Here is a 15,102-nt window from a genome sequence, read left to right on the forward strand (position 1 = left end):
GGAGGGCCGATCTCTTGCTCCTCGGCGCGCCGAACAAAGCCATGCGGGAGAAGGATCACATCGGAACGGGGAGGAATGAGAATGAACTTGCTGATGAGAGGGTGCAGGTCAAGAATCCTTCGACGGTGCGAATTCAGCGGATCGTGGGAAGGAGGAAGCCCCGCCTTGCGCGCGGCAAGGCAGGGCTGACTTAAGGGCCGGGCGATCAGTTGCCGACGGAAAGGCAGATCGTCTTCATCTCCAGATAGTCGTCGACCCCATATTTCGAGCCTTCGCGGCCAAAGCCCGACTCCTTGACGCCGCCGAAAGGCGCAATCTCGGTGGAGATCAGGCCGGTGTTGACCCCGACCATGCCATATTCCAGTCCTTCCGAAACACGCCAGATACGCTCCAGATCGCGCGTGAACAGATAGGATGCGAGGCCTGCCGTGGTGTCATTGGCAAGCTTGATCGCTTCAGCCTCGTCCTTGAATCGTATCAGGCCAGCGAGAGGACCAAATGTCTCTTCGCTGCACATGAGAGCATCATGGGATACATCGATCAGGACGGTAGGCGCAAAGAACGAGCCTCCGCCCTTGATCCTGTCACCGCCCGTCAGGATCCTGGCGCCGCGCTTCACTGCATCCGCCACATGGGCCGCGACATCGGCGACCGCCTGATCATTGATAAGCGGCCCCTGGTCGCTGGGTCCGGCAAGGCCATCACCCACGACAAACTGGCCAACACGCGCTGCCAGTTTTCGCGCAAATTCATCATAGATGCCGTCCTGAACGAGGAAGCGGTTGGTGCAGACACAGGTCTGGCCAGTATTGCGGAACTTGGAGACGAGGGCGCCTTCGACCGCGGCATCGAGATCAGCATCATCGAAAACGATGAAGGGCGCGTTGCCGCCCAGTTCAAGGGACAGGCGCTTGACCGTCTGCATGCACTGCGCGGCCAGCCTCTTGCCCACCGCGGTGGAGCCCGTGAAAGTGAGCTTGCGCACCCGCTGATCGCTGGTGAGGACGTTGCCGATCGCCTGCGCGTTCCCGGTGATGACGTTAAAGACGCCGGCAGGAATGCCGGCATCCTCGCCAAGCTTTGCCAAAGCCAGAGCGGAGAAGGGCGTGAAGCCGGCGGGCTTCAGAACCATGGTGCAGCCGACCGCCAAAGCTGGGCCCGCCTTGCGCGTGATCATGGCGAGCGGAAAATTCCAAGGCGTGATGGCAGCGACGACACCGATGGGCTGGCGAACCACCATGATCCGTCGATCGGACCGGTGGGGTGTCAGCACATCGCCGTCGATGCGACGGGCCTCCTCGGCAAACCATTCGAGATAGGATGCGGCATAGTCCACTTCGTCCCGCGCCTCGGAGAGCGGTTTGCCTTGTTCGGCTGTCAGGATGCGGGCAAGGTTGTCCTTGTTTTCCGTGATGAGCTCGCCCCAGCGCCGCAAGATCTTGCCGCGCTCCTTGCCTGTGCGCGTCTTCCATCCCGCAAAGGCTTTCTCGGCGGCATCGACAGCTTCGGTGGCTTCAGCCTCGCCAAGATCGGGCACATGGCCGATGATCTCCCCAGTGGCCGGGTTGTCGACCGCGATGGATTTGGACCCGGTCAGCCAATTCCCACCGATGTAGGAGGCCGAACGAAGAAGATCGATGCCCTGCAGCGACGGGATGAGCGCGGGACCTGATTCAGCCCGGAGCGCGTCAGTAACGGTCATGATATTACCTCGAATCTTGGGATTGCGCGCCTTTCTCATGCCGAAGGCAGGCGGCGATCGTCAGACATCCTCGCAATCATTGGGAAAGCCGAAATAGACGGCCGCGAGATTGCGGGCATAGGGGAGCGGATTATTCATCGCATGCGCACGCGCGCAGTGAATATCAAGGAAGGCACGCTGCATGGCATTGCCCCTGTAGATCGCCTTGCCGCCGCTAAACTGCATCAGCTTGTCGACTTCCGTGACGCAACGGCTCACGGTCATCGTCGTCGATACGGCCAGTTCGGCGCGCCGTTCGATCGGCCAGTCATTATTTTCAGCGCGGCGTGTCAACTCGTTCAGATCCCGATCGAGGACGAGTTCGAGCTCGTCGAGCGTACGCTGGGCCTCCACCACGGCTTGCTGGATCGAGGGGTCGTTCGCCAGTCGCAAGCCAGTATAGGTCGCACGTTTTGCGCGGGTATTGTCGATGAATACTTCCACTGCACGCTTGAGAGCGCCCAATGAGGTGATCGCGACGGTCCGGTTGAACAGCTGCGCGAACGGGATTTTGTACAGGGGCGCGGGATGTGCGACATGGCCGGGACAATCGAGCATGAACATGGAATGTTCGCTGATCGCGCGATACTCGGGCACAAAGACGTCCTCGACGACGATGTCGTTGCTGCCGGTCGCGCGAAGGCCCATCACGTCCCAGTTTTCGACGATGCGGTAATCGGGACGTGGAACGAGGAAATGAAGCGCTTCGGGCTTTTCGCCTTCGCCTGCCGGCGCCATGCCGCCCAGTATCACCCACTTGCAATGGGCTGATCCACTGGAGAAGGCCCAATGGCCACTGAGGCGAAAGCCGCCCTCGACGCGCATCACCTTACCCGCCGGCATCTGCGACGAGCTGAGGCGGACCGATTTATCTTCCCCCCAGACATCCTCCGCGGCCCGCTCGTCGAACAAGGCCAGTTGCCAATTATGGACGGCGACAACGCCATAGACCCAGGCGCTGCTCATGCAGCCCTCTGCGAGGATGCGCGTCACATCGCAGTAGATTTTGGGCGACAATTCATAACCGCCATAGCGGGCGGGCTGGAGAATCTTGAAAAAGCCGGCCTGCTCGAAATCCTCGATGGTTTCAGGAGGAACTTGGCCGCCGGCATTTGCGGCGGCTTCGCGCTCGCGAAGGACCGGAACGAGGTTCCGGGCGCGTTCGCGCAGTAGATTGGCAAGATCGTCGCTCGCTTCGTTCCGCGACGGCTGCAACGCAGCGTGGCCCATGGCAATCCTCTTTAGCTGATATGTTTCGATCGTAATTGAAAAATAGCAACGCTATGTCGATATTATGCCATACTGTTTACGAAATGCAATACTGTTGCGCGTCGCTGCCTGGGCGGCAAAGGGAGTTTGCGGTAAACGTCCCCAACATCGCGACCATCTCAGGGCTGGCACCCGCCGAAATGCCCATCTGCAATTGCATTCCCCTCACTCCGCAGCAGGAAAGTTTACAATCTTAGATATTTCCCTCATATTGTTACCGCAAAGGCGCGATGGGGTTGGTGCGCGGATGAAACCGGGGAGGGCGTGATCACCGTGGATTTCGACCTGGAGGGTTCAAATTCCAAGCCGAGCCAAAGCTTTCTGGAGATTGGTGTGTCGGAAAAGGGTACCAAGCGGCTCAGAAACCTGGGTAGCATGCGTGGCGTCTGAAACCGGCAAGGAATTCGAAGCGCTTTGCAACGAGGCGGCGCTTGTCAGGCCCAAAATCACCTCGGCTCGATCAGATACGATGGTCAAGCTGTTCGATTATCTGCTTGAACGCACGATGGCGGGACAAGCGCCAAAAGAGATGGAGATCTTCCATGCCGTTTTCGCGAAGCGCACGCCCGAGGACGGCGGGCAGGATTCGACCGTCCGGGTCTACATGCACAGGCTGCGCGGCAAGCTGGACGATGTTTACGCTGACCGTCCGGGCGCGCGCCTCATCATCCCAAAGGGTGAATATCGCATCCTGCTGAGCGATCCCGCGGAGTTAAACCCACCCCGTCCGCCAGCGATGGCATGGCGGGCTGTTCACGCCGTCCGGGAACATCGACGCCTGCTCTGTATCATTGCTCTCGTGTCCCTGCTCAATATTGCGCTCTGGGTCTGGAAGGACCATCGCGATCGACAATCTGCCCCATTGGCGGACAGTTTTCTCTGGCGTCCGTTCGCAGAAAATGACGCCACTAATCTGGTGGTGGCGGGCGACCATTACCTGATCGGCGAACAGGCGCGTGGGCGAGTAATCCATCTTGTGCGCGACTTCTCGATCAATTCCAAGGAAGATCTTGAAATATATCTGATGAGTCATCCCGAGGACTTCGGGCGCTACACCGACGTCAATCTCAATTACATGCCGATCAGCGTTGCTTCCGCTTTGAACGACATCATTCCGGCGGTGAAGAATGCCGATCGGGCCAAGCCTCGGTCCAGCGTCATCGCCATGTCCCATTTGAATCCCGATCTCATGCGAAAATCGAACGTCATCTATGTCGGGCTTCTCAGTGGTCTGGGGATATTGCGCGATCCGCTGTTCGAGGCGTCCGGCTTCGAAGTCGGGGCGACCTATGATGAGCTGATCGATCGGGCCACAGGCAAGCACTATATTGCCAATTGGGGTCCGTTCGATGGAGAGACCAAACCACAGATCGATATCGGCTATATGGCGAGCCTGCCTGGGCCCTCGGGCAATGCCATCCTCGTCATCGCGGGGACCCGCGATGCGGCGGTCATGCAGATGGCTGAGGTCAGTGCGGATCCGGGGCAGCTGGAGGTACTGCAAAAGCGCTTGGGAGGGCAGGGGCCCTTCGAAGCGCTGTTCCGGGTGCGTTCGATCGGCAACATGAACGTCGACAGCGCATTGCTGCTCGCCCGTCGCCTGACGGCTACAAATGTTTGGACCCGTCAATTTCCAGACCAGCAGTTCCCCGATTCAGACCCCCAGACCGCTTCGCTCGCGGAGCGCCGCAGAGGGACAGACTGATCTCTTGCAACGCCCGACGAGGCATTTCTCAGGGAAGGCCGACCGATGCTCCATTATACACTCGACCCGGCTACGCGGCGGCTTCACTTGCGCTACAAAGGTTTCTGGTCCGTAGCGGAGGCTCTGCAAGCGCAAGCAATTTTCGAAGAGGCGCTTGACCGTGCGATGGCTGCCGGGAGCTCCTTTACGCTGTTGGACGATCTTTCGGAATGGGGTGCGCAATCCCAGGAAGTCGTTGAACTGAACAAGCGTTTCGTCGATCTGTGTATCGGCAGGCCGATCAGCCGCAATGCGATGGTCATCCCTCAGGCGCTTTTGCGCATGCAAGTGCACCGTACTCTGAAGCAAATGGAAAATTGCGTCATTTTCTCGGCATTCCACGAAGCGGATAGCTGGTTGAGGGAGGTCGAGCCGCAATGACGGTGCCCCTCAGTAGCCCATGCTTCATTGCCGTGTGACATTGCGGCCGGTTTAGGGCCGCGATCATGCCCAGGTTCAGAAGGCTGGGCCATCGTTTCTCCGGTTCAAAGCATGCGGTGCAGCACATCGCCCGCACGCGTGCGATCGAAGAAGCGGTGTTTTATGGCGCCGGCGACATGGAGTGCAATCAATCCCAGCAAGCTATAGGCTAGCACCTTGTGAAGCCATTGGAAGACGGCGAACCAATTGTCATTCTTCGGGAGCAATTCGGGCAGGTTGGTACCGAAGAAAAAGACGCCATCGCTCATCGTATAGGTGCTCGACATGGAATAGCCCATCACGGGCACGAGCACGAGAAGCACATATATGGCACGATGCACGAACTTGGCGAGAAACCGCTCACCGCGCGTGAGTGCCTCTGGCGGTTCGGGCAAATCAGGCGTCCGGGCGCGTATGATGAGCTGGACGACAACGACGAGAAAGGCAAGCAGTCCGAAGGATTTATGCCAAGGATAGAAGATGCCATATTTGGCGGGGACTTCATCCGCAAGGGACGTCATGGTCCACCCCACGATGATAAGGCCCAGGATCAGCACGGCGCGCGTCCAATGAAGGAGCCGGAGGGAGGGGGGGTAACGATCGACTACGCTTTCCCCAGTCCTGGGCTGCTCCGTCTCTTCCATCTCTTGTCTTCCTGTTTTGTGGACCCCGTTAAAGATAAATGCCGCGCGAAAAACCCCCGTCGATGGCGATCGATTCGCCCGTAATGGAAGCGCCGGCGGGGGAGGCCAGGAAGGCTACGACATCGCCGATCTCCTCGGCATCGATGACGCGCCGCAGCGGAATGCGCGAGATGAAGTCCTCTGCGACATCCTCTACCGTGCATTGGCCGTCATGGGCCAGTTCTTCGAAGAGCTCGTCAAGATGGGGGGTCCGGACGATGCCGGGGTGAAGCGCGTTGACCGTGATGCCCTTGGGTCCCAAGGCATCGGAAAGGGCCTTGGTCATATGCGTAACCGCGACGTTGCGCATCCCGCTCAACGTATCCGAATTACGGCCGGTCAGACCGCCGATATTGACGATCCGTCCCGCCTGCTGGCTGGTCATGGCGGGCGTCACGGCGCGGGTGTAGCGCAGATAGCCGCAGACCTTGGTATTGAGGTCATCGAGAATGGCATCGACCTCGATCTGTGCGACATCGCCCGAGACGCTCGATGTACTGGCGGCGCAGTTGACCAGCAGGTCGATACGACCGAAACGCTCGAGGACGGATGCGATCAGGTGGTCGACAGAGTTCTGATCGGTCGCGTCGGAATGCAGGGCCTCGATCACACCCTGGCTATTCTTCCTGAGCCGGCTGGCGGCGTCTTCCAGCCTTTGCATGTCGCGGGCCGTGATGACGACGGCAAATGTCTTGCGCGCTAGAACCGCGGCAATCGCATAGCCTATGCCGCCGCTGCCCCCTGTTATGAGGGCGACGGGGACATCGGTATCCCGTTGCAGGTGGCTCATGGCAGTTCGGCCTGAATGAGGAGGGGACCGTCATGCGAAAACCCCCGCTTCAGTGCTGCGGCGAATTCCTGCGAGTTGGTCGCCCGGATCGCTGCCACGCCATAGCCTTGCGCCAGCGCCGTCCAGTCTGTCTTGGGATTATCGAGGCGCGTGAGCGTCTCGATCGCGGGCAGGCTAAGGTCAGCATCGGCCCGCTTCAGTTCGGTCTGCAGGATCCCGTAGCGGTGATTGGCGGCCATGACGATGATGATGGGGAGGTTCTCGCGAGCCATCGTCCAGAGAGACTGCAACGTATATTGGGCGCTTCCGTCGGATTGCAGGGAGACGATTCGTGCGCCAGGCGCACCCAGCGAGGCACCTACCGCGCAGGGAAGCCCCTGGCCGATCGCACCGCCCGTGTTCGTCATCACGCGATGGCGCGCCGCACGGTAGGATTCGCGCAGGAACGGGCCGCCCAGCGTCGATCCTTCAAGGGAAATGATAGCGCCTTCGGGCAACTGCACGATCAGTTCTTCGACAATTTCGTCTGGCGTGAGGTCGTTGCTGCGGATTCGAGCGGAAGGCGGAGGGCTGGAAGGGGAAGACGAGCGCTCCTTCAGACGCTCGTAAAGCAGTTCCAGCGCGGTGGCGCCGCACTCATTGTCCTCGGCAAGGATCACCAGCTTCTCATCGCTGACGAGCTGGCTCGGTTGTCCCTCATAGCCGAAATAGCTGACCGGCGTCTTTGCGCCGACCAGGACGATCGTTGCATCGCCGAGCTGGGCGATCACATCCTGGGGAAAATAGGCGAGACGTTCGAGGCGGGGCAGATCGCCGCCGAGATCAACGATGCGCGGATAAGATTCCATGAGCAGCCGTGCGCCGATCTTGTCGGCCACGCGCCCTGCGGCCCGGATCGCGCCTTCGTGCAGAGCGCCGCTACCGCCCAAAAGGAAAATGACATCCGCGTCAGCCGGGATGGCCTTTGCCCGGTCGGCGATCTCGTCGGGTGACGGAATGCGATACTGTTCCCTGGCCGCGAGCGCAGGCGATCTGTTGGCAGCGGCCGGTGCGTCCATGATGTCCGTGGGTGCGATGAGCGTGACGATGCTGCCCGGCGCACTCATCGCCAGCGCGACGGCATGGGTCACGTCGGCGCTGAGGGTCGCGACATCGGCCAGGCGGATGACCGCCTGGGACACCGGCCTGGCAAGGGATTCGATATCCGAGGTGAGCGGCGCGTCATACGGCAAATGCCACGTCGCGTGGTCGCCGATCAGGTTGATGATCGAAGAGCGGGCGCGGCGCGCATTGTGGAGGTTTGCAATCCCGTTTGCAAAGCCCGGCCCAAGATGGAGAAGCGTGAGGGCGGTTTTGCCCGATACACGGGAATAGCCGTCAGCCGCGCCGGTGCAGACGCCTTCGAACAGGCCCAGCACCGGCCGGATTTCGGGAACACTGTCCAGCGCGTCGACGAGCGTCAGCTCGGTCGTGCCGGGATTGGCGAAGCAGATTTCCACGCCGAGATCGCGCGCCGTTTCAAGCAGCAGATGCGCACCATTTGTTGCGGCCACAATTTCCTCCAACTTCTCATTTCGCCTGGAAAATTTTCAGATTACCGCATGGCGATTCACGCGGCACCAAATGTCACGGTCGCAGCGTTGCGGACAGAAAGCGCCTTACGTGCCGAACGAAGGCAGCGGGCGCATCATCATGGACATAGTGGCTTGCGCCTGCGACGGTCAGCGACTGGATATACGCGTTTCGGCGCTGCATTTCCGTTACAGCCTCCATCGCGCAGAAGTCCGAACGCTCTCCGCGAATGATCAATGTCGGCGTGTCGATACGCTCGATCACCGGCCAGAGATCTACGACGCGCAGGGGATCGGGATGGAGGCGCGTCTCGCTGATCCCTTTTGCATCATATTGCCAGGCGATCCTGCCATCGGGGGCTTCCCGCAGACTCTCTGCAAGGCGCTGCTCAAGGGCTTCGGTGGAGACGGTCGGCCGTGCCGAGCGCCAATAAGCCCGAGCGGCGTCCCAATTCTCGAAATCAGACGGTAGTGCAGCCATTTCGGCCTTGATCCGTTCAGCCCCTTCGCCCTGGATGGAGGCGCCAGGCGCAATGTCCTCGATGATGAGTGCGAACAGGCGGTCGGGGTGCTTGGCCGCATAGACATATGCCGTGGTCCCCCCCATCGAATGGCCTAGAAGTGCGAAGCGCTGGAGACCGAGCGTTTCCACCACTGCCTCAAGGTCGTCCAGATAAGCATCGGTATAATAGTTTCGGCCCGGGTCCCAATCGCTTTCGCCCCGACCTCGCTGATCGATGGCGATGAGGCGATAATCCTCGGCCAGATGTTCGGCGAGACCGCGCCAGGTCCCCGAAAAGCCTCGCAATCCGTGCAGGAGCACGAGGGCAGGGGCGTCCTTGGCGCCCCATTCCCGGACGCGAAGCTTGATGCCGTTCCCCTCGTGAAAGGCGACACGCTCGCCTGGAAGGGGCTGCGGTGCGACTGGCGCGGTCTCTCGCATGGTTTTATTCCATCACCTGATGAGGGGAATCAGCGAAGGCCGTCCTTGCCGACGGCCTCAGCCGAAGTGAGGCCACCCAGGCGCGGGTGCAGACGGCCTCGAGTGGCGACTGCCATCGCGATGACGACTTCATCGGGGCTCGGCGCATCGCCGAAGCTGACAGAGAAGGTATCATAGTGCGAGCGCACATATAGCGCATCCTTGTGGGCGAGCGGAATGTCGATCTCGGTACCCGGACCGCCGCGCTTTCCGGTGGAGGGTACCCACGCCTCTGCGCCGCCCACGGCTTCGCGGACGGGATTGGCGAAGTTCGTCGTCAGGAATGCATTGCCATGTTCATATTCGCCATTGGCACCGACAATGGCGGCCTTGCCATAGCTTTCGACCTTTCGGCCGGCGAGGCGCTCCTGGATGCGGCGGCCGAATTCGATGCCCAGATGCTCGGATGCGGCGATCACCTCGTCGAAGGAATTGGTGAACTTTCCTGCATGGGGATTGGCGATGGCGGCGGCGACCACGATCTTGACCACCGGTTCGCCATCGGCCAGCCGGCCAGTTTCGATGGCCAGCGTTTCTTCCTCATAGGTGAACCACTTGCGAATGTGCAGGCCGTTGAAATTGCTCGGGCGCTCGGACATGGTAACGATGATTCCTTCCTGTTGTGATCGATGATATTGTCGCGCGGACATGGACGTGGGCAGCCTGTATCGCTGCGATAGGCTTGCCTCTCGGCCTCGGCGAAGGAGGGCGACGGCGCGCGGCGGGGCTAGTCGTAGAGCGGAGAAAGCTCGAACGGATCGGCTTGGCCTTCATTTCGGCCCAGTTCCTCGATCGCCGCGCCACCTGCAGGGGCGACGACCTGGGCGACGACTTCGAGCATATGTCCATCGGGATCATGGAAATATATGCCCACCGATACTCCATGGTTCAGAATTTCATGAATTCGCACCTTCTTTTCGATGAAGGTGGCATAGACCCGGCGAAGATCCTCCAGGCTATGCTGACTATCGAGCTCCAGAGCCACATGCTCGAATTCCAGCCCCTTGGTGGCGCCGGGAGGAGCGGGGAAAAGTGCGATGTCATGATCATGAACCCCGAAGGTGAGGAATATGCCGCCTTCATAGGGACCGCCGTTGATGCGGGTGACAACCTCCATACCGAGCACGTCCTTGTACCAGGCAGCGGAGGCTTCCGGATCTTTCACATAGAGGACGAGGTGCGCGATGCGCCGGATTTTAGGAGTGAACATGAGAGCTTCCTTCTGTGTCTCCATGGACTTCGTCTCAGGTCAGGTTGACCCAGACGCTCTTGGTTTCGCTGTAGAGTTCCATCGCCTGCCGGCCATGTTCGCGGCCCCAGCCTGACTGCTTGAAGCCGCCGAACGGCGTTGCAGGATCGACGAGATTGAAGCAGTTGATCCACACCGAGCCGGCCTTCACGGCACCGGCGATGCGGTGAGCGCTCTTGATATCATTGGTCCAGATACCGGCAGAAAGACCGAAGTCCGAATTATTGGCTTCAGCGATCAACTGATCCGCATCCTTCCACGACAAGGCGCTCAGAACCGGTCCGAATATCTCTTCACGCACCACGCGCATACCCGCTTGCGCATCGCCCAGGATGGTGGGCTCGAAGAAATAGCCATTATCCAGCCCGGATGGACGGGCACCGCCTGTCAGCACGCGCGCGCCTTCGTTCACGCCGATCTCGACATAGCCGCTGACCTGGTTCCACTGTTCCTCGGAGATCAGCGGACCGAAATTGACGTCTTCGTCCAGGCCATTGCCGATCTTGAGTGAGCGGGCATGGCCGGCGATCGCTTCCACGAGCTCGTCATAGACAGCCTCATGAGCATAGAGGCGCGAACCGGCCGTGCAGGTTTGCCCCTGGTTGAAGAAAATGCCTTGCGCGATCGACGCCGCCGCCGCGCTCAGATCGGCATCTGGCAGGACGATCTGGGGCGATTTGCCGCCCAGTTCCAGGGAAACCTTCTTGAGATTGCCCGTGGAGGCCCGCACTATAGCCTTGCCCACCTCGGTTGAACCGGTGAAAGCGACCTTGTCGACCCCGGGATGTTCGACCAGCGCCGCGCCCGCGTCACCAAAACCGGTCACGACGTTGATGATGCCCGCCGGAAAGCCTGCTTCGAGCGCCAGTTCGGCAAGACGCAGCGCCGTGAGCGGCGTCTGCTCCGCAGGCTTGAGCACGACGGCGCAGCCGGCCGCCACCGCCGGTGCAATCTTCCAGGCCGCCATCGACATGGGATAATTCCACGGCACGATCAATGCGGCCACGCCAACCGGTTCACGCGTCGTGTAGTTAAGGATCTGAAGGCCGCCCCGCGGTGAAACGGGGAGAGTCTCTCCGCCGAACTTCGAGGGCCAGCCCGCGAAGTAACGGAAGGTCTTGATCGAGCCTTCGATTTCAACAAGCCGCGTCAGGGTCGCGGGCTTGCCATTGTCCAGGCATTCGAGGACCGCCAGCTCATGGGCGTCCCGCTCGATCAGGTCGGCGAGACGATAAAGTAGCATCGAACGGTCCATGGCGCTCATCCGGCGCCATGCCGGATCCTCGAACGCGCGCCGCGCCGCCTTGACCGCCAGATCGACGTCTTCCGGTCCGGCATGGGCGACTTGGCACAGTTCCTCGCCGGTAGCCGGGTTGGTCGTTGCAAACGTACGGCCGGACAGGGCGTCCACATGCTTGCCGCCGATAAAAAGCTGGCGAGGGGCCTTGCTCAGCGACTCGCTGAGTCGCGCTGCAACCACGCGGGGTGTTTGAATGGAGGAAAGTGCCGTCATCCTGATGCTCCAACCGGGGCCCGTGGGAGGGCCCTCCTGTTCGTGTTGATGCAATACCTACATCATCTTGTTTAGCTGAACAATAGATAGTTTTTGAGCATGAATGTTGCATTGAATAGACAATGGAGGCATGTAGGCGGCCTGGGAACACTGAACTGGAGTGCATTGTGGAAACCGCATCGCGCGATGTTGTGCAGAGACTGGTCAAGGCCCGTCTGGGCGAGGGATTGGCAGCGCGACCCGTCGCCCCCTTCTCTTTGGACGAAGCTTATGCAATCCAGTCTGAAACCCTTGCGGCGCTGGGCGAGTCCCTGGGGGGCTACAAGGTCGGTTTGACGACCTCTGCGGCGCAGCATGCAATGGGGACGAGCGAGCCCATCGCCGGTGGACTGCGGAGCCGCGATTTCATGCAATCGCCTGTTCGGATCGATTCCGTCTCCTATCAGCGCTTCGCCGAAGCCGAGCTCATAGTCGAGATCGGCGAGGATTTTCCCGTCGGCTCTGCCCCCCTGTCCGAGAGCGATATCGCACGACGCATTTCCGGTCTGTTCGCGGGTATTGAGCTTTGCGCGTCGCGCTACGACGATGACGATGTAACAGTCGCGCAGCTCGTCGCCGACAACAGCAATGCCGAACTGCTCATCGTGGGATCCCGTCTTGCCTCGGGCTGGGACGAGCGCTTTTCCGATATTCCTGTGAATCTATATTGCAAGGGTCGCGATCCGGTTCGTGGTTCGACCGCGGCGGTGCTGGGCAATCCGCTTCGCTCCGTCACCTGGCTCGCCAACTGGCTTGCTCGCCGCGGCCAGCGCCTGACCCGTGGGCAATTGGTGGCGAGCGGCAGTGCCACCGGCATTACCGATCTTGAATCCGAAGAAGAAATCCTGGCCGACTTTGGCGGTCTTGGATCTGTATCCGTGACCATCGCGCGCGCGCCATTGAAAGGGAGAGACGAATGAGCATCGATCTTGGTTTGTCAGGCAAGGTTGCCATCATCACCGGCGGCAGTGTCGGCATCGGCAAGGAGACCGCCCGCAAGTTGGCGCGAGCGGGCGTCAAGGTGGTGATTGCCGCCCGCACAAAGGCCGCGCTGGACGCGGCGGCCGGAGAACTTCGGGCTGATACGGGGGGCGAGATCGCGGCGATCGCGGTCGATACGACCGACAAGGGGTCGGTCCAGGCGGCCGTCGACGAGACCGTGCGTCTCTTTGGCGGCTTGCATATCCTTGTCAATTGCGCCGCGGCGCCCGGCGGCCTGGTGCGTAATGCCATCGAGGAAGCCGATGAAGATGCGCTGCTTCTTGACCTGAACACGAAGCTGATGGGGTATTTCCGGATGTGCAAGGCGAGCGTGCCGCACATGCGCAAGGCCCAGTGGGGACGCATTGTCAATGTCGGCGGCCTTACAGCGCGCTGCACCGAAGCGCTGAGCGGCATGCGTAACACCGCGCTCGTGCATTTCACCAAGACGCTATCGGACGAAGTCGGCCAAGATGGTATAACGGCCAATATCATCCATCCCGGCGTCACGCGCACCGAGCACGTCGAAAGCTGGTTCCGCGAGATGGCCGATGAGGAAGGCACGACCTTTGAAGCGATCGTCGAGCGGGAGGCAGCCGGGCCTGCCGCACTGCGCCGCATGCTCGAGGTGGAGGAAGTTGCCGATCCGATCGTGTTCCTGGCGTCGCAGCTCGCCAGTGGCATCACCGGCGAATCCATTGCGGTGGATGGCGGCCTGTCTCGCGCTGTTTTCCTCTGAGCGGCTCTCCGGCGGATCGTCTTCGATCCGCCGATCCCCCTGGCACAAAGCAGGCGCGCCTTTGGTCATATGCTGATCCCTGGCAATGCTCCTTCTGCCTGACCCTAATGGTTTGCGGCGCTCAGGCGGATCGGGGTCTTGGCAGGCAGGCGTTGCGCGCGGTTCCACATCGGAATGCTCAACCGGTAGTAATAATCCTGCCAAGGTGGGTAGCTGTTTAAAGGTCAGCTTGTACGAATAGCGCTGACCACCAGAAGAAGGCTGGCCCCGAGCACGGCGCAGCTTCCCCACACGGCGAGGGAAAAGTTCCCTGATCCCAGCGTCGCGGCAACGGCTGCCGGGCCAAAGCCCATCCCGAACGTCTGGATCGATCCCATGGCGCAGACTATGCGGCCGCGCGGGTCGGCATCGGAGCAGACGCCTGAAAGAAGCGGTTGGGCATAGTTCCAGGCAAAGAGCAGCAGCACCATGGCAATGATGAAAATGTGCGGCGTCAGCCTGCCGTCCAGCAGCCGGAAGCTGATGATGGAAACGACGCCGCTCACAAGAAGGGGTCCTATCCGGCCAAGGCGTCGGGGCGTCAAACCCGCCAGAGCCGCCCCACCCATGCCTGCAAAGGTTCCGTAAGAGAGACCGCGCGCGATCTGGTGGGCGTCAAGGCCGCTGGCCTGACCGATGCGTTCCGCATAGCTCCACATCGCGCTGATTGCGCCGAAATAGAAGAACACGCCGATCAGCGCCAGGAAAGCGAGGCGCCGGTTACAAAGCGCCGTGGCTCTGGGGTCGTCGGCAGCGACACGGCCGTGCGGAAACCAGAACAGGCCGCCTAGGGTAAGCACGCCAAGCGCGCCATTCGCAAGGAACAAGGTTCGGGTGCCAACGCTTTCCTGCCAACTTGGCAGGTAAAGCAGGGCAATTGCTCCGGCGAGCGCGCCGGTGACGAGATAGATGGAAAAGGCACGATCAGGATTTTCGGCGCGACCGAACGCCGCGAAAGCAAAACCCACGGCAATGCCTTCTCCAGCGCCCGCGATCGTTCGCGTCAATGTGATCGCTGCATAGCCGGCGCTGAACGCGGTCGCGACATTGCCGGCGATGATGAAGGTAAGGCCGACCGCGACACACAGCCGCCAGTCCCAGCGCGGAAGCAGGAAGGTGCTGAGGCCGATTGTGACGGCCATCGCATTGATTTCCCAGGCAGCGACATATCCAAGCTGCTGATCGCTGAGCGCGCCCTGCACGGCCACGACCGCAAGGAGGCCCGGCGTGATCAGGATGGTCCAGGCACCAACGATTCCGATCAGGACACTCGCGGCAAGGCCTCCAGCACTTAGGCAGTGCACTGAAGTGCGCACGCTGGCTGATTCCGCCGAGCTCATTT

The 15,102-nt window shown here is 60.8% G+C and carries 14 protein-coding genes; 4 read left to right on the forward strand and 10 right to left on the reverse strand.

The window, feature by feature from the left end; translation table 11 throughout:
- Nucleotides 1–205: 205 nt before the first annotated feature.
- Both ACN9MX_RS18980 and ACN9MX_RS18985 read right to left on the reverse strand, forming a co-directional pair.
- On the reverse strand, nt 206–1,702 hold the full coding sequence (locus tag ACN9MX_RS18980) for an NAD-dependent succinate-semialdehyde dehydrogenase (RefSeq protein WP_363830192.1): 1,497 nt from the start codon (nt 1,700–1,702) through the stop codon (nt 206–208).
- Between the two features lie 60 nt (nt 1,703–1,762).
- Nucleotides 1,763–2,971, reverse strand: a complete 1,209-nt coding sequence (locus tag ACN9MX_RS18985) for an acyl-CoA dehydrogenase family protein (protein WP_363756294.1) — start codon at nt 2,969–2,971, stop codon at nt 1,763–1,765.
- 508 nt (nt 2,972–3,479) lie between these two features.
- Between ACN9MX_RS18985 and ACN9MX_RS18990 the strand changes: the two genes are divergently transcribed.
- Together ACN9MX_RS18990 and ACN9MX_RS18995 are read left to right on the forward strand one after the other, a co-directional pair.
- Nucleotides 3,480–4,715, forward strand: coding sequence for a helix-turn-helix domain-containing protein (locus tag ACN9MX_RS18990; protein ID WP_426387679.1), 1,236 nt, complete (start codon nt 3,480–3,482; stop codon nt 4,713–4,715).
- A 45-nt stretch (nt 4,716–4,760) separates the two neighbouring features.
- Nucleotides 4,761–5,135 carry a hypothetical protein gene (locus ACN9MX_RS18995; RefSeq protein WP_363737110.1) on the forward strand — a complete coding sequence of 125 codons (375 nt, stop codon included), beginning with the start codon at nt 4,761–4,763 and terminating at the stop codon, nt 5,133–5,135.
- A gap of 104 nt (nt 5,136–5,239) precedes the next feature.
- Here ACN9MX_RS18995 and ACN9MX_RS19000 read toward each other — a convergent pair whose 3' ends face one another.
- The 7 genes from ACN9MX_RS19000 to ACN9MX_RS19030 form a co-directional block, all read right to left on the reverse strand.
- On the reverse strand, nt 5,240–5,818 hold the full coding sequence (locus ACN9MX_RS19000; RefSeq protein ID WP_363830198.1) for a cytochrome b: 579 nt from the start codon (nt 5,816–5,818) through the stop codon (nt 5,240–5,242).
- 28 nt (nt 5,819–5,846) lie between these two features.
- Complete coding sequence (locus ACN9MX_RS19005) at nt 5,847–6,647, reverse strand: SDR family NAD(P)-dependent oxidoreductase (RefSeq protein WP_363830200.1); 801 nt, start codon at nt 6,645–6,647, stop codon at nt 5,847–5,849.
- Nucleotides 6,644–8,200, reverse strand: coding sequence for an acetolactate synthase large subunit (locus ACN9MX_RS19010; protein WP_363830203.1), 1,557 nt, complete (start codon nt 8,198–8,200; stop codon nt 6,644–6,646). The genes ACN9MX_RS19005 and ACN9MX_RS19010 overlap by 4 nt, the downstream gene beginning before the upstream one ends.
- Nucleotides 8,201–8,273: 73 nt before the next feature.
- On the reverse strand, nt 8,274–9,161 hold the full coding sequence (locus ACN9MX_RS19015) for an alpha/beta fold hydrolase (protein WP_363737106.1): 888 nt from the start codon (nt 9,159–9,161) through the stop codon (nt 8,274–8,276).
- Nucleotides 9,162–9,190: 29 nt separating this feature from the next.
- Nucleotides 9,191–9,799, reverse strand: coding sequence for an amino acid synthesis family protein (locus ACN9MX_RS19020; protein ID WP_363737105.1), 609 nt, complete (start codon nt 9,797–9,799; stop codon nt 9,191–9,193).
- A 128-nt stretch (nt 9,800–9,927) separates the two neighbouring features.
- Nucleotides 9,928–10,410, reverse strand: coding sequence for a VOC family protein (locus ACN9MX_RS19025; protein WP_363830206.1), 483 nt, complete (start codon nt 10,408–10,410; stop codon nt 9,928–9,930).
- Between the two features lie 34 nt (nt 10,411–10,444).
- On the reverse strand, nt 10,445–11,962 hold the full coding sequence (locus tag ACN9MX_RS19030) for an aldehyde dehydrogenase family protein (RefSeq protein WP_363830209.1): 1,518 nt from the start codon (nt 11,960–11,962) through the stop codon (nt 10,445–10,447).
- Nucleotides 11,963–12,129: 167 nt separating this feature from the next.
- On the opposite strand from ACN9MX_RS19030, the gene ACN9MX_RS19035 reads away from it, so the two are divergent.
- Together ACN9MX_RS19035 and ACN9MX_RS19040 are read left to right on the forward strand one after the other, a co-directional pair.
- Entirely contained in the window at nt 12,130–12,921 is a 792-nt protein-coding gene (locus tag ACN9MX_RS19035; protein ID WP_363830212.1) for a 2-keto-4-pentenoate hydratase, read from the forward strand.
- Complete coding sequence (locus ACN9MX_RS19040; protein WP_363756310.1) at nt 12,918–13,721, forward strand: SDR family NAD(P)-dependent oxidoreductase; 804 nt, start codon at nt 12,918–12,920, stop codon at nt 13,719–13,721. Before ACN9MX_RS19035 ends, ACN9MX_RS19040 begins: the two co-directional genes overlap by 4 nt.
- A 224-nt stretch (nt 13,722–13,945) precedes the next feature.
- Here ACN9MX_RS19040 and ACN9MX_RS19045 read toward each other — a convergent pair whose 3' ends face one another.
- On the reverse strand, nt 13,946–15,100 hold the full coding sequence (locus tag ACN9MX_RS19045; protein WP_363830215.1) for an MFS transporter: 1,155 nt from the start codon (nt 15,098–15,100) through the stop codon (nt 13,946–13,948).
- Nucleotides 15,101–15,102: the final 2 nt, after the last annotated feature.

Origin of the sequence: Sphingobium sp. R-21 (assembly GCF_049913335.1) — a bacterium.
Lineage (GTDB): Bacteria > Pseudomonadota > Alphaproteobacteria > Sphingomonadales > Sphingomonadaceae > Sphingobium.